The sequence below is a fragment of the Pseudomonas soli genome, from assembly GCF_021283165.2.
Classification (GTDB): Bacteria; Pseudomonadota; Gammaproteobacteria; order Pseudomonadales; family Pseudomonadaceae; genus Aquipseudomonas; species Aquipseudomonas soli.
The window spans coordinates 2,604,498-2,626,630 of record NZ_CP128543.1 but is presented as its reverse complement, the minus strand read 5'-3'; the positions used below and the strand labels follow the sequence as shown (position 1 = coordinate 2,626,630).

The window sequence follows — 22,133 nt, the reverse complement described above, 5'->3', positions numbered from 1 at the left end:
TGCGGTTCGGCTAAACTCGCTATGCGCATGGTTCAATAAGCCTCTGCATGATCAGGTTGCGCAGCTAGGTTCATCGTATTTCGTAACGACTTTCGCTTATCGTTGGTGAAATTCGCCACTGATGGATCAAACGGACGTGACCGATATCCTCCACGCTGACCGCAGCTGCTGGACTGTTTTCTTGATCTTTCTGCGATTGGGTCTGACTTCTTTCGGCGGTCCAATTGCTCAGCTGGGGTATTTCCGGGATGTTGTGCGTCGACAGTGGTTGAGCGAGCGCAGCTATGCGGATGTGGTCTATTCGGGCTAACTCTGTTCTTTGTTTTGCTGTTCGGGCTGCAGGTTCTGGCAAAGTTATTCCCAAGTCAGATGCTGTCAGTAGCGGCTCACTGGTTTTCGGTGGCGGACATGTAGTGCTACCACTATTACAGGCTGACCTCGTGCCTTCTGGATGGGTTGATCACGATGCATTCTTGGCGGGCTATGGCGCAGCTCAGGCCGTCCCGGGACCGTTATTCACCTTCGCGGCATTCCTCGGCGCCTCGATGAACCAGACACCCAGCGGTTGGAGTCGTTGGCAGTCAGTCGCGCCCCTTCGCTAACGACCCAAGCGGGCTATCTCCTAAGAGACGCCCTTGGCCAAAAGCGGATATTCCGGGCATCCGTCTCAGATAGAGCGCTGGTTCACACGGGCAGAGAGTTGTTCGGCGTTTTCCTTGCGTTCCGAATAGCGATCCACCAAGAACGCCTGGCGGTCGCGCAACAGAACGGTGAACTTCACCAGTTCCTCCATGACGTCCACCACGCGATCGTAGTACGGCGAGGGTTTCATCCGCCCGACGTCATCAAACTCAAGGTAGGCTTTGGGCAGCGAAGACTGGTTGGGAATGGTGAACATGCGCATCCAGCGGCCAAGCACACGCAACTGGTTGACCACGTTGAATGACTGCGAACCGCCACACACCTGCATGACCGCCAGGGTCTTGCCTTGAGTGGGGCGAACCGCACCCAGTGCCAGAGGAATCCAGTCGATCTGCGCCTTGAATACGGCTGACATTGCACCGTGGCGCTCTGGCGAGCACCAGACCTGACCTTCCGACCACTGCACCAGATCACGCAGTTCCTGCACCTTGGGGTGCTCGACAGGCACATCGTCAGGTAACGGCAGGCCCGAAGGATTGAAGACCTTGGTCTCGGCACCGAAGTGCTCCAGCAGGCGTGCAGCTTCCTCCACCAGCAGGCGACTGAAGGAACGTTCGCGGGTCGATCCATACAGCAACAGGATACGTGGTTTGTGCTCGCTGGAGCGGGTTGCCGCTGGCGCTGGATCGAACAGCGAGAGATCGAGATTAGGCAGTTGCTCGGACATGTTTCCTCCTGCTCAAAGCGTAGCGATGCGATCCAGCTCATTCTTGAGCTGCTCACGGTCGAGATTTTCGAATGGCAGCGCGAAGAAGGCCTCGCAGCGAGACTGGATTCGGGCCAGCGTGGCGCGGAATGCAGCGTCGACCGACGCTTCGTCAGCCACGACAGCGGACGGATCCTCCAGCCCCCAGTGCGTCTTCAGCGCAGGGCCGAAATACACCGGGCAGGCTTCGCCGGCGGCGTTGTCGCAAACGGTGATGACGATGTCAGGAGGGCAATGCTCGAACGCGTCATTGCCCTTGCTGCTCAGCCCCTCGATCGGGATACCGGCATGCTGCAATGTGGTCAGGCTGCGCGGCAACACTTGGCCCTTTGGGAAACTGCCGGAACTGACGGCTTCAAATCCATGAGGGGCCAGGTGATTGAACACGGCCTCGGAAAGGATGCTGCGGCAGCTGTTGGCCGTGCACATGAATAGGACTCGCATGAGGGCTCCTGCGCTTCGTGGCGGGTTTCAGAGGCTGAGGCGCAATGCCAGAGCCGAAAGGGTGATCAGTAGAACTGGCAGCGTCAGCAGGATGCCGACTTTGAAGTAGTAACCCCAGGTAATGCGCATGCCTTTGCGCTCCAGCACGTGCAGCCAGAGCAGCGTGGCGAGGCTGCCGATGGGGGTAATTTTCGGGCCGAGGTCGCAGCCGATGATGTTGGCGTAGATCATCGCCTCGCGTACCAGCCCTTGCGCCTCGCTGGCCTGGATCGACAAAGCGCCGATCAGCACGCTGGGCATGTTGTTCATGACCGAGGACAGCAATGCAGCGATCAGCCCGGTGCCGATGGCGGCACTCCACAGCCCTTGCTGCGCAAGGCGGTCGAACAGGTGGGTGAGCATGTCGGTAAGGCCGGCGTTCTTCAGCCCGTATACCACCAGGTACATACCGAGGGAAAAGATCACCACCTGCCAGGGTGCCTCGCGCAGCACACGACGGGTCGAGATGCGGTGGCCACGGGCGGCGACGGCAAACAGGATCGCTGCACAAGTTGCTGCTACCGCACTGATCGGGATACCCAGTGGTTCCAGGGCGAACAAGCCGATCAGCAACACCAGCAGCACCCAGCCACCCACCTTGAAGGTTGCGCGGTCATGGATTGCCTCGTTTGGCATCTTCAGGGCCGCGACCTCGTACTGTCTCGGAATATCTCGGCGGAAGAACAGGAACAGCACCAGCAGGGTTGCCGACACGCTGGCGAAATTCACTGGCACCATCACCGAAGCGTATTCGCTGAAGCCCAACCTGAAGTAGTCGGCCGAGACGATGTTCACCAGGTTGGAGACCACCAATGGCAGGCTCGCCGTGTCGGCGATGAAGCCGGCGGCCATGACGAAGGCCAGTGTCGCGGCGGGCGAGAAGCGCAGCGCGAGCAGCATCGACATGACGATAGGTGTGAGGATCAGTGCCGCACCATCGTTGGCGAAGAGCGCCGACATGGCGGCGCCGAGCAGCACACAGAAGGCGAACAGACGGTAGCCGCTGCCGTTTGCCCAGCGCGCCACGTGCAGCGCGGCCCACTCGAAGAACCCGGCCTCATCCAGCAGCAGGCTGATGATGATGACGGCGATGAAGGTGACGGTGGCGTTCCAGACGATGGCCCACACAGTCGGGATGTCGTGCAGCGAAACGGCGCCTGCCGCCAGGGCGATGAGGGCACCGAGCGCTGCGCTCCAGCCAACGCCAAGCCCCTTCGGCTGCCAGATGACCAGGATGAGGGTGAAAACGAAGACTGCAATCGCTACCAGCATGATGACCTCGTACAGTGATGATCAGCAGCAGGCAGCGTCACGAACGGGGCGACCGTCCATGTTCTGCAGGCGCAGGGTGTTCTCTGCCAACCATTGCGTGTTGGCCTGCAGTGTCGCCTGCAAGATCTCGTGTACCCAAGCAGGCAGATCCGGGTTGAGGCGGTAATACACCCATTGCCCTTGGCGGCGGTCCAGCAGCATGCCACTGCTGCGCAGCTGCGCCAGGTGGCGACTGATCTTCGGCTGGCTGTCGTTCAATGCGCACATCAGCTCGCAAACGCATAGCTCACCAAGGCTGGCGATCAGCAGGCTGGCGCGAGCACGGGTTTCGTCAGACAGGCTCTTGAACACATCGGGCGGGGTTATCATGGCTGCACCAATACATATGGAGATACGAATATACGGATTCCCATATGTATATTGCAAGCGCGTTCAGGCGTGCCAGGGGTGGTCAGTATTCGCGGTACAACAATCGATCAGGCTGATGATTACTATCGAGCGCCCCGCCTGTCGGCTCGGCAAAACCGTCTCTTATAATCGCCAGCCATTTTTCCCGCTCCCCGGTCCGCCCCAGGCGGCATCCCCCATGGAATCCAACACCATGTCCAGCGTCACTCCGCCGTCTCACGGCCGTCCCGAACACAGTCAACAAAGCGTCAGCCAACAGTGGCTGGCGATTCTCTCGGTCGCTGTGGGCGCCTTCGCCCTGGTCACCAGTGAGTTTCTCCCGGTGGGCGTACTCAACGATGTCGCCAGCGACCTGGGCATCAGCGCCGGCCAGGCCGGCCTGATGGTCACCCTGCCCGGCATCATGGCCGCCCTCGCCGCGCCCTTGCTGTCGGTGGGCATCGGCGCCCTGGACCGTCGCTACCTGCTGATCGGCCTGACGCTGATCATGATCCTCGCCAACGCCGTCGTGGCCTACGCCAGCGACTTCAGCCTGCTGCTGTTCGGCCGCGTACTGCTGGGCATCAGCATTGGCGGTTTCTGGGCCACCGCCATTGCCCTCAGTGGCCGCCTGGCACCCAAGGGCGTGGGCGTGGCCCAGGCCACCTCGATCATCATGGTCGGCGTGACCCTGGCTACCGTGCTGGGCGTGCCGGTTGGCACCTGGCTAAGCGGCCTGATGGGCTGGCGCATGACCTTCCTCGCCACCGCGCTGGTAGGTGTGCCGGTGCTGCTGGCGCAAGTCTTCCTGCTGCCGCGGCTCACCCCAGACAAAGCCATTCGCATCAGCGACCTGCCGGCGCTGTTCGTCAATCCACAGGCGCGGGTCGGGTTGATCGCGGTATTGCTGATCGGCCTGGCGCATTTTGCCGCCTATACCTATGTCGCACCGTTCTTCAAGCAGAGCGCCGGCTTCGATGGGCCGACCATTGGTTCGCTGCTGTTGCTGTATGGCGTGGCCGGGGTGATCGGCAACATCTTCGCCGGTTTCGCTGCCAACCGCAGTGTGCGTCACACCCTGTTGCTGGTCGCCCTGATGATCGGCATCAGCACCGCCCTGTTTCCCTACTTCGCCACCGGCTTGACCGGCGCCGCGATGCTGATCGCGCTGTGGGGCTTCGCCTTTGGCGCCTTCCCGGCCTGCGCCAGTATCTGGATGTTCGTGGTGGCGCCCAAGGATGTCGAACGCGGCATGCCGCTGTTCGTCGCCATGTTCCAGGTGATCATCGCGGTAGGCTCGTTCTTCGGCGGGCGCATTGTCGATCAGCTCGGTACCGCGGTGCTGCTGAGCCTGGCCACGGCCCTGGTGGGCTGCGGTTTTGTCGCGGTACTGGTGCTCGGGCGCAATGTCTCCAATCGGATGGCGGCGCAGCCTTGCTGACCGAACGCGGTAGATGACACCGGGCAGCAGCTGGCCTCAGGGGGGCACAAGCGGCAAGGCGAAAACCTCGATGTACGGTATGGTTGCACGATCGCTACGGCGTTGCCGATCAACGCCGCGCCCTTCTGGAGACCAGCATGCTGCGTGTTTTTGAACGATGGCTCGACCCCTTCCCGCCTGATGAGATTCCACCGCCACCGCTAGGCCTGCTGCGCTTCTTGTGGGCCTGCACGCGGGGGGCGCGCGGATACATCCTGGCCCTCGCGCTGTTCAGCGCCGGCGTGTCGATCTATGAAGCCTGGCTGTTTTCCTTCCTTGGCCAGGTGGTCGACCTGCTTCCCGCCTGGCAGGCAGGCGGCGCAAGCGAACAGGAAAGCCGCGTGCTCTGGAGCATCGGTATTGTCCTGCTGAGCAGTATCGTGCTGGTGGCCCTGCGCACCCTGATGCAACACCAGGTGCTGGCGATCAACCTGCCGCTGCGCCTGCGCTGGGATTTCCATCGGCTGATGCTGCGCCAGAGCCTGTCGTTCTTCTCCGACGAGTTTTCCGGCCGGGTCACCACCAAGGTGATGCAGACCGCGCTGGCCGTGCGCGAGGTGTTGTTCACCCTGATCGAGGTCCTGCCCGGCATCGGCGTGTACTTCATCGCCATCATCGCCCTGGCCGGCGGTTTCGCCCTGCAGCTGATGCTGCCGTTCCTGGCCTGGGGCACCCTGTTCGGGCTGGCCATGCTGTACTTCGTGCCGCGCCTGGGCAAGGTCGGCCAGGAGCAGGCCCATGCGCGGTCATCGATGACCGGGCGCATCTCCGATGCCTACACCAACATCACCACGGTGAAACTGTTCTCCCATTCCAAACGCGAAGCGCACTTTGCGCGGGCGGCGATGGAGGACTTCAAGCTCACCGGCTTTCGCCAGATGCGCCTGGTCAGTCAGTTCGAGATCGTCAACCAGGCGCTGGTGGTCGGCTTGATCCTGGGCGCTGGCGGCTATGCCCTGTGGCTCTGGCACCAGGGCCAGGTTGGCGCGGGCGCCGTGGCGGCGGTCACGGCCATGGCCCTGCGGATCAACGGCATGTCGCACTGGATCATGTGGCAGATGACCTCCCTGTTCGAAAACATCGGCACCGTGCAGGACGGCATGGCCACCCTGACCCGCGGCCCCAAGGTACAGGATGCGTCCGACGCCGGCACGCTGGTGACCCGCGGTGGCGCGGTGACCTTCGACAAGGTGAGCTTCAACTACAACGGCGAACGCCAGGTGCTCGATGACCTGAGCCTGCACATCCGCCCCGGAGAAAAGGTCGGCCTGGTGGGCCGCTCCGGCGCCGGCAAGTCCACCTTGATCAACCTGTTGCTACGGTTCTACGACGTCAACAGCGGCGAGATCCGCATCGACGGGCAGAACATCGCCCACGTCACCCAGGACAGCCTGCGCAGCGCCATCGGCATGGTCACCCAGGACACGTCGTTGCTGCACCGCTCCATCCGCGACAATATCGCCTATGGCCGCCCCGAAGCGACCGAAGCGCAGATCCGCAGCGCCGCGGCCAATGCCCAGGCCGATGGTTTCATCAGCCAGCTGAGTGATCGGCAAGGCCACAGCGGTTACGACACCCTGGTGGGCGAGCGTGGCATCAAGCTGTCCGGTGGCCAGCGCCAGCGCATTGCCATTGCCCGGGTGATGCTCAAGAACGCGCCGATCCTGCTGCTCGACGAAGCCACCAGCGCCCTGGACTCGGAGGTCGAAGTCGCGATCCAGGAAAGCCTCGACGACATGATGCAGGGCAAGACCGTCATCGCCATCGCCCATCGCTTGTCCACGATCGCCGCCATGGACCGGCTCATCGTCATGGATGAGGGGCGCATCATCGAGCAAGGCAGCCATGCTGAACTGCTCGACAGGAACGGCACCTATGCACGGCTGTGGCGGCATCAGAGCGGTGGGTTCCTGGGTGAGGACCAGGGGCTGGCGGAGACTGTGGAGTAGCACTCGAAGGAAAAGCACCTGCTGCGGTCTCCACTGCTCACATCACGGCAAACAGATCGAGGCAATTTAAATAACGATCGTTGCGTATTTTAAATTCGCTTGCTAGGCTCACGTTCACCTGCGCTCAACTCACCAGGAGAACGGTCATGCAAGACACACTGAGCAAGGCTTATCACGAAGACGGAGCGGTGTTGATCAAGGGGCTTCTGAACCCGGAGCAGTTGTCGCGTTGCCGGGAAGCCTACGACTGGGCCGTGCTCAACCATGGCCCGCATGCCACCCGCATGTTCGCCGGGACGATCCAACAATCCCACGTCGACAACGCCAACCCGTTGGCCAAGGAGCGCCTTGAGGCGCTCGTGGCGGAGCTGCCACTGGGGTCGTTGTTCGCAAATCTCTGGGGCTCGCGGAATGTCTGGTACTTCGCCGAGGAGGTTTTCCTCAAGGCCGGGGGCCAGGGCGCCCGGACGCTATGGCATCAGGACACCTCCTACCTGCCCTGGGCCGGCCACCACTGGGGCAACGCCTGGATCAGCTTCGATGCCGTACCCAAGCGCAACGCCCTGGAAATCATCCGTGGCTCCCATCGTGGGCCGCGCTATGACGGCACGACCTTCACCAACCCGGATGACCCGACCCAGCCACTGCACGGCAATGGCGCCCTGCCCCGCCTGCCGGATATCGAGGCGTTACGCCGGGAAGACCCGCAGGCCTACGACATCCTGTCCTGGGCCACGGAGCCTGGCGATGTGGTGCTGCTGCACCCGGGCTCCTTGCATGGCGGCGCACCCGTGGACGAGGACTTCCCAAGCCGACGGACATTCGTGTTCCGTTTCTTCGGCGACGACGCCACCTTCAGCCCACTCCCGGCACACAGCGATGCCGGTTACCCCCCGCAAGGCGTGCTGTTCAGCACAGAGCTCGAACACCTGGTCGCGGGCGCCCCGTTCCGCCACCCCACCTTCCGCCAAGTGGTCTGACAGGAGTTCCTCGATGAATGCGAAACCGCTCAAGCGTCAGGCCATCAATCCAGCTGCGACCCAGGCTTACTACGACAATTTCCACTTTTCCCAGGCCACCCGCGTGGGTGACCTGATCTGGGTCTCGGGGCAAGTGGGCGTCGACGCGGCCATGCAACCTGCGCAGGGTATCGTCGAGCAGTCTCACCTGGCCTTCCAGTCGCTGAAGCTGGTCCTCGAGACAGCCGGTGCGAGCCTGGCGGACGTGGTCGAGCTGACGACCTTTCATACCCACCTGCAAGCCGACATGGCAGCGTTTGCCCAGGTGAAGGATGTGTACTTTCCGGCGCGCTATCCGTCATGGACGGCAGTGGGTATCAGCCAGCTGGCACTGGAGCCGCTGAGGGTCGAGATTCGCGCAGTGGCAGTCGCGGGGTGCGGCGACGCCTGAGCGGGGCGTGCGCAGGTTGGAACGCTGCGCCGGGGCGGGATGTTTTATTCACGCAAGTTCTCTATGCTGGGGCCTTTGCACCCGCATCGACACCCGTGACCGCCCCTTTAACCGACCTCGACAGTTCTGAGCGCCCATGCCTGAGACCAAAGCCCGCCCCACAGCCGCCCCTTCACGCGCAGACAGCAGCGCGCCGGAAACCGTTGCCCGTCGCGGCAGGCCTGTCGGTGACCGCGACGCAAAGCGTGCGGAACTGCTGGAGGCCGCGATCACGGTGATCGCGCAGGATGGCTATGCCGGGGCCTCGATGCGCAAGGTTGCCAAACAGGCTGGCTGTACCACGGGCGCGGTGACCTACTACTTCGCCAACAAGGAAGACATGATCGGCGAGGTCGCACAGAGCCTGTTCGACCAGGTCGACCTGCTGCTGGCCACCAACCAGGCCTCCCTCGACATCGCCTCACTGCTTCGACAATGGCTGCAATGGGTCAACTTCGACGAATCGACCATGTGGCTCTCGTGGTTGCAATTGCTCGCCCACGCCCGCCATGAACCGGTGTTCGCCGACATCATCAGGCAGCGCTACGCGAAGTTCCGCCAGGTGTTCACCGTGGTGATCGAACAAGGGCAGGCCCAGGGCAAGATCCGCGACGATATTCCGGCCGATGTGCTGGCCGACCAGATCAGCACCATCTGCGACGGCTGGCTGATGATGATGCCCATCGAGCCGGAGCGGTTCAGTGCCAAGCGTGGCCAGGCGCTGCTCGACGCGCTGATCCTGCTCATCTCCCCGCCCAAGGTCGCGAAAGCCACGGGCAAGAGCCGGGCCAAAGCCCAGTAACCCAGCGTGTTCTGGCAACAGACTGCCTGACGACAGCTTCGCAGCGCTCGATCTCAAGAGCGCTGCCCGCTCCCCGCGAACTTCCTTCCAGCGACTCCAGCCAACCTGACCAAGCGCCGTTCAGGGGGTATTCCCTTTGCCGAAAGAGCGCAGTAGTATTTTACATAACTAAGGTTATCTAAATACAAGAACAGGTTGGCCGAGGTGCAGATGGATCAGGAAAACACAGAACTGCCATTGTCGGCGCGGCAGCGGCGCTTGCTCGTGCAAGCACTTGCCAGCGCCACCTTGATCGGCGGTGCCGCCCTCAGCGGACGGGCCATGGCGCAAGCCTTGCGAGCAGAACCCGAGCAGGTGCTGGACGTGGTGATCATTGGTGCCGGGCTGGCCGGGCTGACTGCGGCCCGTGACCTGCAACGCGCCGGGTGCATGTCCTTCACCGTGCTGGAAGCGCGGGACCGCGTGGGCGGACGCACCTACAACCACCCGCTTGGCAATGGTGTGATCTCCGAAGCCGGCGGGGAATGGATCGGGCCAGGCCAGACCGCGATCTTCGACCTGGCACGCGAGCTCGATGTCGAAACCTTCCCCACCTACTACCAAGGGCGCAATGTCTACCTGGTCGGTGAAGCCCGCTACGAGGAAGACTTGAGCAGCGGCCAGGGCGCCCATCACCCGGCGACCGAAAAGCTCAACCAGCTGTCGCGCCGGGTACCTGGCAAAGAACCCTGGACCGCAGCGGACGCCGAGGCACTCGACAAGCTGTCGGTGGGCCAATGGCTGGCGAGTCAGGGTATCGACAACACCAGCCGGCTGACCTTCGACACTTCCATCGGCCTGACCACCGGCACGCCACCCTCCAGCCTGTCCCTGCTGCACTACCTCTCCCTCATCAACTCCGCCGACTGCAGCATGGCAAAGCTCGAGGGTTTCAAGGGCGGCGCCCAGGAGACCCGCTTCATAGGCGGCTCACAGGTGCTGTGCACACGCATGGCGCAGGCGCTGGGCGATCGGGTGAAACTGTCCAGCCCGGTGCGCCGGATCGTCGGCTGGGACCAGGACATCGTCGAGATCCACACCGACCAGGGGCTCATCCGCGCACGCCAGGTCATCGCCGCCCTGCATCCGGCGCTGTGCAACCAGATCGTCTTCGACCCGCCACTGCCCGATGGCCGTGCCCAGTTGCAACGCCTGTGGCCGTCCTCGGCGCCCATGCGCAAGACCGTGCATGTCTATGCGCGCCCCTTCTGGCGGGACAAAGGGCTCAACGGCCAAGTCATCCAGGCCGACGGGCCGCTGATTCTGTCCTGCGACAACTCACCGCCAGACGGCAGCGTCGGCATCTTGATGGGCTTCGTGCGCAGCGCGCAGCTCAGCGATGACCCTGGGCAGGCCGCACGCACTCTCGCGAGCATCTACGCCAAGGCCCTGGGCGAGGAAGCTCTCGACGTCACGCAGTTCCACGATCACGACTGGGCCAAGGTCGACCCCTGGACCTTGACCTGCGTCGGCTCCATTCCCCCCGGCTTCCTGACCCGCTGGGGGCGCTATCTCAAGCCTGCTGTCGGGCGCTTGATCTGGTCGGGCACCGAGACCGCGGACTTGTGGGCCAGCAGCATGGACGGCGCGGTACGCGCCGGTCACCGCGCGGCGCTCGAAGCCCTGCAGGCACTTGCCGGCACCCGGAGGCACGCATGAAAAGGCGCACCCTGCTGCTGGGCAGTGCAATGCTTGTCGCAGGCTTGCTTGGGGTCACGGCCTTCCAGGGCCCGGAGCTGCTCGCAGGCTACAGGTTCATGAACGCCCTCGATCAGCATTACGCCAGCTATGAGGCCAATGGCGGCGCCTGGCCGCAACCGCAGGATGCCTGCTCGCTTTGCCATGGCGCTCGCGGGCAACCGCATAACAGCCTCTACCCGGCGCTCGCTGGGCAGCCGGCAGCGTATATCCAGGCGCAGCTTCAGGCGTTTGCCCAGGGCACGCGACACAGCGCGCAGATGCAGCCGCTGGCGGCCGCCCTGAGCGATGAACGGATCAAGGCCTTGGCCGAATACTTCGCCCGTCAGGTTCCGCGGGTGACCGACGCACCGGCCTCCGATGACGCCATGCGTGCCCGCGGCCACGCCAGTGCCACTACGCGGGGCTGCACCGCATGCCATGGCGAGACGCTGTCCGGCAGCCCGGTGGCGCCGCGTCTGGCCGGCCAAGGCCAGGCCTACCTGCTGGAGCAGCTCAAGGCGTTCAAGCAAGGCCAGCGCAGCGATCCCAGCGGCGCCATGAACGCTACCGCCGCCGTCCTTTCCGAGGAAGAACTCGAGGCCCTGGCGCACTACATCGCAGGGCTCGCACCGAGCGTTCGCTGACTAGAGAGATGCCTGTTTTCAACCGGGCGGCGATCGTGAATCACTATCCGTAAGGAGTTGTGCCGCAGCGACCGGAGGACCTGAGCGGGGTTGATTCGACACTAAACATAACATCTGTTGCGTAAATTTATTCCTCGTTCTACAGTCCGCCATAACAACAAGTACAAGCCTGGGCCGCCAGGCCCGGAGACCTCATGAACCATCAACATTTCGACACCTTGATCATCGGCGCTGGCCTGTCAGGCATTGGTACCGCCTGCCAGCTGGCGCAGGAGTTCCCTGAGCGCAGCATGGCGATCCTCGAGCGGCGCGCCTGCATGGGCGGCACCTGGGACCTGTTCCGTTACCCAGGCATCCGTTCCGATTCGGACATGCTCAGCTACGGCTACAAGTTCCGCTTGTGGCGAAGCCCCAAGGTGCTCGCCGACGGCGCCTCGATCCGGCGGTACATCCAGGACACGGCCAGGCAGCATGGCCTGGACAAGAAGATCCATTACGGCGTGAAGATCACCGGCGCCAACTGGTGCAGCCAGCAACGCCTGTGGCAGGTCAGCGCCGTGCATGAGGCCAGCGCAACGGTGCGGCAATACAGCTGCAAGTTCCTGCTGTGCTGCACCGGCTACTACAACCACGACGCAGGTTTCCTGCCGAGCTTTCCCGGCGAGGAGGCGTTCAAAGGGGTGCGGGTCCATCCGCAGCACTGGCCTGAGGACCTGGACTACACCGGCAAGCACGTCGTGGTGATCGGCAGCGGTGCCACCGCGGCCACGCTGATACCGGCCATGGCCGACAAAACCGGGCATATCACCATGCTGCAGCGCTCCCCGTCGTATATCTACTCGCTGCCTTCCACCGACACATTGACGGCCACGCTCTCGCGCATCATGCCCGCCCGCTGGGCCTATGGCCTGGCCCGCAAGCGCAATATCGTGCTGTATCGGGCGGCCTATATCGCCTGCCGGCAATGGCCGCGGCTGATGCGCAGGATCATCCTTTCGCACGTCCGTCGCCAGGTCGGCCCCGACGCCGACATGCGCCACTTCACCCCCCACTACATGCCGTGGGACGAGCGCCTGTGCGCGGTGCCCGATGGCGACCTGTTCAAAGCCATCCGTAGTGGCCGCGCCTCGATCGAAACCGATCACATCGAGCGCTTCAGCGAAAGCGGCATTGTGCTCAAGTCCGGCAAGCACTTGCCGGCCGACATCATCATCACGGCGACCGGGCTCAGGCTCCAGGTATTGGGCGGGATGATCGTGTCGGTGGACGGCACCCCCTATCCGATCGGCGAGCAGATGACCTACAAGGGCGTGCTCCTGGAAAACCTGCCGAACATGGCCTGGATATTCGGCTACACCAACGTTTCCTGGACCCTCAAGGTCGGCCTGGCGGCCAAATACCTGTGCCGGCTTTTCCACTACATGGACGAGCACGACTTCGATGTCGTGACTCCCCGCGACGATGCCTGCAACGCATTGGACGACGGGATCATGAACTCGATGAAGTCCGGCTACATCCAGCGCGACCAGCAGTTTCTCCCGCGCCAGGGCAAGGCCTACCCGTGGTTCGTCTTCATGCACTACGGCCGCGACAAGAAGATGCTGCTCAAGGATCCCGTCGAAGATCCGCGCCTGGCCTTCCTCCAGAGCACACGGGAAATCCCTGCCCCACGACCTTCCCGCGTCACCGGTTGACCACACCCCGTTCCCGTCCACCTGGCTACGACCAGCGTGGCCGGGGCATGACAACAAGAAAGGTAGAACCCGATGCAAGGCCAAATGATGACGCTGCCGCTGACCACCCCTTCGCTGCTCGAACATGCCGAGCGCTATCACGGCGATACGGAAATAGTCTCCTGCACCCTTGAAGGTCCCGTTCATCGCTATACCTATGCCGACGCGCACCGACGGGCCAGGCAGGCCGCCCACGCGCTGTTACGCCTCGGCACCGGGCCCGGCAGTCGCGTGGGCACCCTGGCCTGGAATGGCTACCGGCATTTCGAGCTTTACTACGCAATATCGGGCACCGGCGCGATCACCCATACCATCAACCCCCGGCTGTTCCCCGAACAGGTGGCCTGGATCATCAATGACGCCAAGGACGAGGTCGTGTGCTTCGACCTTGGCTTCGCTGCGCTGGTCGAGGCCATCGCAGCGGATTGCCCGGGCGTCAGGCACTGGGTGGCTATGACCGACCTTGCGCACATGCCAGCCATGCAGATCGCCAACCTGCTGTGCTACGAACAGCTCCTGGAGGCGGAGTCGGCGGACTTCGCCTGGCCCGTGCTGGATGAGCATACGGCGGCGGCGCTGTGCTACACCTCGGGAACCACCGGCAACCCCAAAGGGGTGCTCTATTCACATCGCGCTACTTTGCTGCATGCACTGGCCAGCGCCCTTCCGGACGCGCTGGCATTGTCTGCCTGCGAGGTCGTCGCCCCGGTGGTCCCCATGTTCCACGTCAACGCCTGGGGCTTGCCCTATTCCGCACCACTGGTGGGCGCCAAGCTGGTGTTTCCAGGCGCCTGCCTGGACGGCGAGAGCCTGTTCGCACTCTTCGAGCGCGAGCGCGTCACTTTCTCCGCTGGCGTGCCCACCGTGTGGCTGAGCCTGCAGCAGCATATGCGCCAATACGGGAGCCGCCTTCCCCGCTTGCGCCGCATGATCGTCGGTGGCGCCGCCTGCCCACCGGCGATGATGCGCAGTTACCAAGAGGAGTTCGGCATCTGCCTGCAACACGCCTGGGGCATGACCGAGCTGTCGCCGATGGGCACGGTGAACACGCCCAAGGCCTCGCACCTCGACCTGGAAGACGAAGCTCGCTTCGCCATCGGCGTAAAGCAGGGGCGACCGCCTTTCGGCACGGACCTGAAAATCGTGGACGAGCATGGCAACGAGCTGCTGCGTGACGGCAAGACCACAGGCGCCTTGCTGGTGCGTGGCCACTGGGTGATCGAGCGGTACTTCGGCATCGAGGCCAGCCCGTTGGTCGATGGCTGGTTCCCCACCGGGGATGTCGCCACCCTCGACCCTGACGGCTTCATGCAGATCACCGACCGCGCCAAGGATGTGATCAAGTCCGGTGGCGAGTGGATCAGCTCGATCGACCTGGAAAACATCGCCATGGCCCACCCTGCGGTCGCCGAAGCCGCCGTGCTGGGTATCGCCCACCCGAAGTGGGACGAGCGCCCATTGCTGGTTGTGGTGCTCAAACCCGGCCAGGCCGTGAGCCGCGAAGCGTTGCTGGCCCATTACGCCGGCAAGGTCGCGCGGTTCTGTTACCCCGACGATGTGGTGTTCATCGAGGCATTGCCGCACACCGCAACCGGCAAGGTCAGCAAGGTGCTGCTGCGCGAACAGTTGCACGATTACCACTGGCCTACCCCCAGCCAGCACGAGGTGGTGTCATGAACGCGCAGCTTCATACCCGCGAAATCGACCCAGCCGAGGGCCGCTGGAAGAACCGCCTGCTCAACCTGGCCTTGCGCCTGCTGGTGAAGTCCAGCCATGGCCTGCGCATCGACATCGGCAAGCTGCGCCGGCAGTTCGAACGGCTCGATGGCCAGGCGCCCAAGACATTCCCGACCGATGTACACCGCGCCGACGTGAACTGCAATGGCGTCGCCGCCCAATGGCTGACGCCGGCCCATTGCCGGCCTGAACGGGTATTGCTGTACATCCATGGCGGCGCCTTCGTTGCCTACACCCCGCAGGTCTACGCCGCGATGGTCGCGAGCTGGTGCCGGCCACTGAAGACCCGGGCACTGATGCTGGACTACCGCCTGGCCCCCGAGCACCCATTCCCAACCGCGCTTCACGAAGCGCTCGACGCCTACCGCTGGTTGCAGGGACAGGGCTTCAAGGCCAGCGACATCGTCGTCGCCGGCGACTCCGCCGGTGGCAACCTGGCGCTTGCGCTGCTGCAACGGCTACGGGACGAAGACACTCCGCTGCCGAGCTGCGCCGTGCTGCTCTCGCCGTTTCTCGACTTCACCCTCAGCGGCGCGAGTGCCTTGGACAATGCGCGCCATGATCCGATCTTCACCCCGGCCTTCGCCATCGGCATTCGCGGCTTCTATGCCCCGGCCGAATCCCACGGGCAGCCGGCAGTATCGCCGCTGTTCGGCCGCTTCGATGGCCTGCCGCCGCTGCTGTTCCAGGTAGGCAGCACCGAGATGTTGCTGGATGACTCGGTGCGCGCCGCCGCCAAGGCCTCGGCGGCCGGCGTGCCGGTTCACCTGGAGATCTGGAAGCGCCTGCCCCATGTGTTCCAGATGATCGCCGCCCTGCCTCAGGCCCAGGCGGCGCAACGCAACATTACCCGTTTCGTCAACCAGTACACCGCCTGGGACGGCTAGCCCGCCCGCTCGCCTCCTCTACCTTGCCACCCACTCGAGAACAACAAGATGGAATTCGACTACCTGATCGTAGGCGCAGGCTCCGCCGGCTGCGTCCTTGCCAATCGCCTGAGCGCCGACCCCGGCGTCACCGTGGGCCTGATCGAAGCGGGCCCGGAAGACCGCTCGCCGCTGATCCACACCCCCGTCGGCATGGCCGCGATCCTGCCGACACGGCATGTCAACTGGGCGTTCAAGACCACTGCGCAGCGAGGCCTGGGCGGTCGCCATGGCTACCAGCCTCGCGGCAAGGTGCTGGGCGGCAGCAGCTCGATCAATGGCATGATCTACATCCGCGGCCATCACGACGATTACAACGACTGGCACGCGCTGGGTAACGAAGGCTGGTCGTTCGACGATGTGCTGCCCTACTTTCGCAAGAGCGAGATGCACCATGGCGGTGACAACGACTACCACGGCGGCGAAGGCGAGCTTTACGTCGGCCCCGCGCATCGCCATGTCGTCACCGAAGCCTTCGTCGAGTCGGCCCTGCGTGCAGGACACGTTTTCAACGAAGACTTCAACGGTGCCCGGCAAGAGGGTGTCGGCTATTACGACGTGACCATCCGCGATGGCCGGCGCTGGAGCACGGCCACCGCATTCCTGAAACCGGTGCGCCAGCGCCGTAACCTCACGGTGCTGACCAACACCCATGTCGAAAGCATCGTGCTCCAGGGCGAACGCGCCACTGGCGTGCAGGCGCTGATCAAGGGAACTCGGGTACACCTGAAGGCGCGCAAGGAAGTGCTGCTGGCCGCAGGGTCCTTCGGCAGCCCGCATCTGCTGATGCTCTCGGGGATCGGCCCGCGAGCCGAGCTCGAACCCCAGGGTATCGCCGTCAGGCATGAGCTGCCGGGGGTGGGCCAGAACCTGCGCGATCACCCCGATGTGGTGCTGTGCTACAAGAGCAGCGATACCTCGCTGCTTGGCGTGTCCCTGGCGGGCAGCCTGAAGATGGGCAAGGCGACCTATGATTACCTGCGCCACCGTCGCGGCCCTTTGTCCAGCAACTGCGCCGAAGCCGGTGCATTCCTGAAGACCGACGCGACCCTCGCTCGACCGGATATCCAGCTGCACTCGGTGATCGGCACGGTCGATGACCACAACCGTAAGCTGCACTGGGGCCACGGCTTCAGCTGTCACGTCTGCGTGTTGCGCCCCAAGAGCATCGGCAGCGTGGGCCTGGCTTCACCGGACTCGCGTGTCGCCCCGCGCATCGACCCGAACCTGCTGGACCACGACGACGACGTCGAGACCCTGCTCAAGGGGTACCGCATGACCCGCGAGATCATCGCCCAGACACCGATGGCCAGCTTCGGCCTGCGCGACTTCTACAGCGCCGGCCTGCACAGCGATGAACAGCTGGTCGAGATCCTGCGCAAACGCACCGACACCATCTACCACCCGGTCGGTACCTGCAAGATGGGCCAGGACGACATGGCCGTGGTCGACAGCCAGCTGCGGGTTCACGGCATCGATGGCCTGCGTGTGATCGACGCCTCGATCATGCCAACGCTGGTCGGCGGCAACACCAATGCCGCCGCGATCATGATCGGCGAGCGCGGCGCCGAGTGGGTCGCCCAGGGCTGATATCGTTCAGGCCCCACGTCGCCACCGCCCAACGAGCAATCCGGCGGTGGCGTCCTGCGTGAAAGCTCCACCAGCCTACCCCTGAGGCAGCACCCTGGAAAAAAAAGGCGCCCCGAAGGGCGCCAAAAAGGGCATGACGAGCATGGGAGCAGCGTCAACGCGGAGCGACTTCGTCATGCCCGCCCAGCACACCGAGCCTCAGCGCAGCATCAGACGCAGCAGCGCCTGGGTGAGGCGACCGTAAGGCGGTTTGAGCAGGAAGCTGCCGTTGCGTTTGGCTTGATAGAAGATCGGCCGCATCTTGCTGAATGTCTGGAAACCCTCTTCGGCGTGATAGTGGCCCAGCCCCGAGTGGCCAACGCCACCGAATGGCAGGTTCTCCTGGAGCACGTGCAGCATCACGCTGTTGACCGAGACGCCGCCGGAGATCGTCTGCCGCAACAGCGTCTCGACACGCCCCTGGTCCTCATCGAACAGGTACAAGGCCAGCGGCCGTTCGTGGGCGTTGATGTAGTCCACCGCCTCTTCCAGCCGGCGATAACCGAGCACCGGCAGCACCGGCCCGAAGATCTCCTCCTGCATGATGAGCATGTCGTCGCGCACGTCGAACACCAGGTGCGGCGCCAGCTTGCCGACCCGGCGGGCGCCTTCGGCGTCGGCCAGGGCGACGACCCGCGCGCCCTTGTCGCGGGCATCGGCCAGCAGGGCTTCGACCCGTGCCATCTGGCGCGGGTTGATCATGCAGGTGTAGTCGGGGTTGTCGGCCAGCGGTACCGGGTAATGACGGCTGACCGCCGCACTCGCATGCTCGATGAACGCCTCTTCGCTGCCGGCTGGCAGGAACAGATAGTCCGGGGCGACGCAGGTCTGCCCGGCATTGAGGCACTTGCCCCAGAGGATGGTGTCGGCTGCTTTGCGCAAGGGGTAATCGGGGGCCACCAGTGTCGGGGACTTGCCACCGAGTTCGAGGGTCACGGGGGTGAGGTTCTCGCTGCAGTTGCGCATGACCTGCCGGCCTACCGCGGGCGAGCCGGTGAAGATCAGATGATCGAACGGCAAACGCGAGAAGCCGTCGTTGATACCGGGACCTGGCTGGATGACCGCCACCAGGTCCTCGGCAAAGCGCCTGCCCAGCAGCTCGGCCAGCAGCCGCCCGAAGTGGCTCGAATCGCTGGCGACCTTGATCATGGCGCGGTTGCCGGCGGCCAGGGCGCCGCACAGCGGCCCCAAGGTCAGGTAGAGGGGGTAGTTCCAGGGCGCGGCAATGCCGATCACGCCGAGCGGCTGGGCGAGCACGGCCGCACGCCCGGGCTGGAACCAGAGACCGACTCCGCGCTGGCGCGGTTTCATCCAGCGTTTCAGGCTTTTGATCGCATGATTGATTTCGCTGACCAGGCCAAAGACGTCCAGCAGTTTGGTCTCGTGTACGGAGCGGTGGCCGAAGTCGCTGGAAATGGCCGCCGCGATCGCATCTGCGTGCTCCAGTACCAGCGCCTTGAGCGCTTGAAGGTTGGCTCGACGTGATAGGTACGAGGGATAACGTGCTTCGGCAAACGCCTGGCGCTGGAGGACAAATACCTCGCGCATGCGCTCGACCGCCGGCGCGACTTGTTCAATGGACATGGGATGTACTCCGGGGTGGATTGCAAGGCTGCGCAGAGCCCGCGAACGGCTGCATCAGCGCGCGCAGCCCTTGGCGCGCTCCAGGGCGAAGAAGGCGTAGTACAGCTGGATCAGCATGTACGACCAGGTGACCAGGGCGATGGACAGGAAGATCGCCTTGGTATCGTCGCCTGGGATCGGGTAGAAGTCGTAGATGCACGCCACGACCAATCCCGATATCGCCGCGACGGTCACGCCCAGCGCATGCAGGCGCTCACCCGCGCGGGCCAGCCTGGCGATGAAATACGCCAGGTAAGCCGAATAGGCGAACCACATGACGACATAGAAGTAAGGCAATGGCTTGGCCATGAAGTCGCTCTTGATCATGACCAGCGTGCTGGCGAAGGTGATCGCGAAGATCACCGCGTCCTTGAGCTTCGAAGGCTTGTAGTTGTGGGTCACCGCCATCAGGCCGAGCACCGTGACGATGGGGATGCCGAAGCCTCGGGAGAACGCATCGCAGAAGAACGAGATGCCATAGGAGATCTGCGATTGGGTCAGCAGGAAGATCAACAGGTTGCTGCCGGAAAACGCGACGATCAACCACTCCAACCCCAGTAGGAAATTGCCCTTGCGTAGAAACTTGATTCCGTAGATACCCCCGGACGCGATCAAGAGCACACAGGTGAGCAAGGCGAAAACATCTTTGGTTTCCATAGCGAAATTCTCTTGTTATAGAAATCGGAACGTCATTTCGGCGCAGTGGCGAGCGAGGCGAGGTAATGGGCGAGCGCCTTGCGATCCGCTGGTGACAAGGTTGCGCTGATCGCCTGCATCGAACCGCTCGGATCGGTCCGCCGCCCCTCGGCAAAGGCATCCAGTTGTGCCAGGAGGTAGTCGGCGCCCTGCCCCGCCAAGCGGGGGAATGGCCCCTGCCCCAGCAGATGCTCGCCATGGCAGGCCATGCAAGCGCCCGCCGCCGCCAGCTTGCCGCCTTGCGCGCGCAGGGCCGGGTCGGGGTCGAACCCATGGTTGTCGAGCGCCGGCTGACGCGCGTAGTAATCGCTCAGTTCGAAGATCTGTTTTTCAGTCAGGCTCATGGCCAGCGGCTGCATGTTCGGGTTCATGCGCTGGCCACTGGCAAAGGTGTGCAGCTGTGTCTTCAAGTAGTCCGCGGGTTGTCCCGCCAGGCTCGGATAACGTTGGTGCAGGGAGCTGCCTTGTTTGCCATGGCACGCCAGGCAGGCATCCGCCGTCTGTGGCCAGGGTCCCTCTGCCTCGTAGGCCTGGGTGGTGGTGTCGAGATAGTCCTGCAGCCGGTACAGCCCAAGCAGGTCGCGCCCGAACAGCGCCAGCAGTACCACCAGCACTACACCGGTAACCAACAACAGTTTCTTTTTCATGACCGCCCCTCAAGCCTGACGCAGCGAAGCGAGCGCCTGCAGCGCGCCCTGATGACCCGAACGCACCGCGCCATCCATGTAGCCCGCCCAGATTTCGGCGGTTTCGGTCCCCGACCAGATCAGGTTGCCGCATGCCGGACGCAAGGACTCCCCATGCTGGCTCCAGAAGCCGGGTGGGATTGCCGATACGCAGGTGATGCTCCAGGGGTCGGCCTGCCCCCAGTCATGGTCGTGATAGCCGATTGGGTTCAGCGCTTCGTCACCCAGGGATCGTGCGTAGATTTGCGCCAGCACACGCTGAGCCGCGGCAGGTTCGGACGGCACCATGGCGTTGACGATAAAAGCGTTGATTACGCCGATTTCGCCATTGGGCGGCGAGTTGTCCCACGCCCACAGCACCTGCCCCTTCACCTCTACGGTGTGGCCATTGAGCCCCTTGTCGCGCCAGAACGGCCGCTTGTAGACCATGGCGGTCTTGCGTGCCGGGCTGTGGGCGGGCCAGGCACGTTGCAGCGCGGCCCGGCCTTCGGGCAGTGCGGGCTGGAAGCGTACCTGGTTGCACAGCGCAGGATGGATCGCCACGATGACCCGGCGTGCGCGGACCTCGCCCTGGTCGGTGACCAACCTCACCACCTCGCGGTCCCAGTCGGCGATCTCGCGCACCGGGCAGGCCAGGCGTAGCTTGTCACCCAGCGCCTCGGCCATGCGTGTGCACAACAGCTGCGAGCCGCCGACGAAACGTGTGCCCTGCGCACTGTCCTTGATCGAGTCGAGCTTCATGTAGTCGCAACTCGCCGAGTTGATCATCGACAGGAAATGCAACAACCCCATCCTGGCCGGTGGCACGCCACCGGTGAGGGTCAGACTGGTGTCCCACCCCGATCGATCTTCAGGCTTGATGCCTTGCCGGGCCAGCCACTCGCCCACCGAGAGTTTGTCCAGCTCCGCAACCCTTGACGAAGTCCAGGGGGCGCCAGAGGGCACGACCTTGGACAGTTCGCTGAGCTTGGCGCCGATGCGCTCGTCCGTGCCGAAGGTGCCGTGCAGGTCAACCTCGAGCCGCCCTTCCCCGCCAAGCACTACGGTCTTGCCCTGGTAGTAGGTCGGGAAAGTATCTATCTGGAGCTCACGCGCCAGGTCGGCCACCGCAGTTTGCCCAGGCCCGATCCACTGGCCGCCGGCCTCGGAGATCTGGCCCCCGCCCAGGTCATGGTTCAGCACCCGGCCGCCGACACGATTGCGTGCCTCCAGCACCACGAATGACTGGCAGCCTGCGTTGTGCAGGTCGCGTGCGGCGGTCAGCCCTGCCATGCCGGCACCGATGATCGCGACGTCGAGCACGCCATCATCGCTGTCGCGAACGCGGGCCGTGCCTTCGGCGCTTGCCGGCAACGCGTGCAGGCCCAGGCCACCGACGGCCGCCGTGGCGCCGGCGAACTTCAGCAATTGCCGACGCTTGAGATCGAATGAATTGGAGGGGGGCTTTTCAGCCATTTCGCATACCTCGCACGGTTGTAGTTTGAGCACGCGCCTTCGGGCAGCGCGTGGT

At 63.8% G+C, this 22,133-nt stretch carries 20 protein-coding genes and 1 pseudogene; 13 read left to right on the top strand and 8 right to left on the bottom strand.

What is annotated here, in order from left to right; translation table 11 throughout:
• Positions 1-121: 121 nt before the first annotated feature.
• Positions 122-310, top strand: a complete 189-nt coding sequence (locus tag LU688_RS27965) for a chromate transporter (protein WP_430310135.1) — start codon at positions 122-124, stop codon at positions 308-310.
• Positions 295-569, top strand: a pseudogene (locus tag LU688_RS27960) (chromate transporter); the annotation flags it as partial. The gene LU688_RS27965 and the pseudogene LU688_RS27960, both read left to right, overlap by 16 nt.
• Positions 570-667: 98 nt before the next feature.
• On the opposite strand, the gene arsH reads toward LU688_RS27960, so the two are convergent.
• The 4 genes from arsH to LU688_RS12250 are packed head-to-tail and all read right to left on the bottom strand — an operon-like array spanning position 668 to position 3,532.
• Positions 668-1,369 (bottom strand): arsenical resistance protein ArsH, encoded by a 702-nt coding sequence (gene arsH, locus LU688_RS12265; protein ID WP_094011132.1) that lies wholly within the window; start codon positions 1,367-1,369, stop codon positions 668-670.
• 12 nt (positions 1,370-1,381) lie between these two features.
• Entirely contained in the window at positions 1,382-1,852 is a 471-nt protein-coding gene (locus tag LU688_RS12260; RefSeq protein ID WP_023630038.1) for an arsenate reductase ArsC, read from the bottom strand.
• Positions 1,853-1,879: 27 nt separating this feature from the next.
• The gene (locus LU688_RS12255; RefSeq protein ID WP_023630037.1) at positions 1,880-3,163 is read right to left on the bottom strand and encodes an arsenic transporter; all 1,284 of its coding nucleotides are present in this window, start codon (positions 3,161-3,163) and stop codon (positions 1,880-1,882) included.
• Between the two features lie 21 nt (positions 3,164-3,184).
• A complete protein-coding gene (locus tag LU688_RS12250; RefSeq protein WP_094011131.1) occupies positions 3,185-3,532 on the bottom strand; it encodes a metalloregulator ArsR/SmtB family transcription factor in 348 nt (115 codons plus the stop codon).
• Between the two features lie 217 nt (positions 3,533-3,749).
• Here LU688_RS12250 and LU688_RS12245 point away from each other — a divergent pair, with 217 nt between their 5' ends.
• The 11 genes from LU688_RS12245 (at position 3,750) to LU688_RS12195 (ending at position 17,579) form a co-directional block, all read left to right on the top strand.
• Positions 3,750-4,991 carry an MFS transporter gene (locus tag LU688_RS12245; protein WP_371041465.1) on the top strand — a complete coding sequence of 414 codons (1,242 nt, stop codon included), beginning with the start codon at positions 3,750-3,752 and terminating at the stop codon, positions 4,989-4,991.
• 137 nt (positions 4,992-5,128) lie between these two features.
• On the top strand, positions 5,129-6,979 hold the full coding sequence (locus LU688_RS12240) for an ABC transporter ATP-binding protein (RefSeq protein ID WP_094011130.1): 1,851 nt from the start codon (positions 5,129-5,131) through the stop codon (positions 6,977-6,979).
• 146 nt (positions 6,980-7,125) lie between these two features.
• Positions 7,126-7,959, top strand: a complete 834-nt coding sequence (locus tag LU688_RS12235; protein WP_094011129.1) for a phytanoyl-CoA dioxygenase family protein — start codon at positions 7,126-7,128, stop codon at positions 7,957-7,959.
• A gap of 13 nt (positions 7,960-7,972) precedes the next feature.
• Positions 7,973-8,389: a RidA family protein gene (locus LU688_RS12230; protein ID WP_094011128.1), complete on the top strand. Its 417-nt coding sequence runs from the start codon at positions 7,973-7,975 to the stop codon at positions 8,387-8,389.
• 136 nt (positions 8,390-8,525) lie between these two features.
• Positions 8,526-9,230 carry a TetR/AcrR family transcriptional regulator gene (locus LU688_RS12225; protein WP_094011127.1) on the top strand — a complete coding sequence of 235 codons (705 nt, stop codon included), beginning with the start codon at positions 8,526-8,528 and terminating at the stop codon, positions 9,228-9,230.
• Positions 9,231-9,440: 210 nt separating this feature from the next.
• Positions 9,441-10,928 carry a flavin monoamine oxidase family protein gene (locus LU688_RS12220; protein WP_104445276.1) on the top strand — a complete coding sequence of 496 codons (1,488 nt, stop codon included), beginning with the start codon at positions 9,441-9,443 and terminating at the stop codon, positions 10,926-10,928.
• Positions 10,925-11,593, top strand: coding sequence for a c-type cytochrome (locus LU688_RS12215; RefSeq protein ID WP_094011126.1), 669 nt, complete (start codon positions 10,925-10,927; stop codon positions 11,591-11,593). Before LU688_RS12220 ends, LU688_RS12215 begins: the two co-directional genes overlap by 4 nt.
• Before the next feature lie 194 nt (positions 11,594-11,787).
• Positions 11,788-13,287 carry a flavin-containing monooxygenase gene (locus LU688_RS12210; protein ID WP_094011125.1) on the top strand — a complete coding sequence of 500 codons (1,500 nt, stop codon included), beginning with the start codon at positions 11,788-11,790 and terminating at the stop codon, positions 13,285-13,287.
• Between the two features lie 72 nt (positions 13,288-13,359).
• A complete protein-coding gene (locus LU688_RS12205) occupies positions 13,360-15,003 on the top strand; it encodes a 3-(methylthio)propionyl-CoA ligase (RefSeq protein ID WP_201755098.1) in 1,644 nt (547 codons plus the stop codon).
• Complete coding sequence (locus LU688_RS12200) at positions 15,000-15,950, top strand: alpha/beta hydrolase (RefSeq protein ID WP_094011124.1); 951 nt, start codon at positions 15,000-15,002, stop codon at positions 15,948-15,950. Before LU688_RS12205 ends, LU688_RS12200 begins: the two co-directional genes overlap by 4 nt.
• A gap of 48 nt (positions 15,951-15,998) precedes the next feature.
• A complete protein-coding gene (locus LU688_RS12195; RefSeq protein ID WP_094011123.1) occupies positions 15,999-17,579 on the top strand; it encodes a GMC family oxidoreductase in 1,581 nt (526 codons plus the stop codon).
• A gap of 198 nt (positions 17,580-17,777) precedes the next feature.
• On the opposite strand, the gene LU688_RS12190 is transcribed toward LU688_RS12195, so the two are convergent.
• The 4 genes from LU688_RS12190 to LU688_RS12175 are packed head-to-tail and all read right to left on the bottom strand — an operon-like array spanning position 17,778 to position 22,078.
• The gene (locus tag LU688_RS12190; RefSeq protein ID WP_094011122.1) at positions 17,778-19,202 is read right to left on the bottom strand and encodes a coniferyl aldehyde dehydrogenase; all 1,425 of its coding nucleotides are present in this window, start codon (positions 19,200-19,202) and stop codon (positions 17,778-17,780) included.
• 54 nt (positions 19,203-19,256) lie between these two features.
• Positions 19,257-19,898: a hypothetical protein gene (locus tag LU688_RS12185; protein WP_094011121.1), complete on the bottom strand. Its 642-nt coding sequence runs from the start codon at positions 19,896-19,898 to the stop codon at positions 19,257-19,259.
• Between the two features lie 32 nt (positions 19,899-19,930).
• The gene (locus LU688_RS12180; protein WP_094011120.1) at positions 19,931-20,584 is read right to left on the bottom strand and encodes a c-type cytochrome; all 654 of its coding nucleotides are present in this window, start codon (positions 20,582-20,584) and stop codon (positions 19,931-19,933) included.
• Between the two features lie 9 nt (positions 20,585-20,593).
• The gene (locus LU688_RS12175) at positions 20,594-22,078 is read right to left on the bottom strand and encodes a flavin monoamine oxidase family protein (protein WP_094011119.1); all 1,485 of its coding nucleotides are present in this window, start codon (positions 22,076-22,078) and stop codon (positions 20,594-20,596) included.
• Positions 22,079-22,133 lie beyond the last annotated feature (55 nt).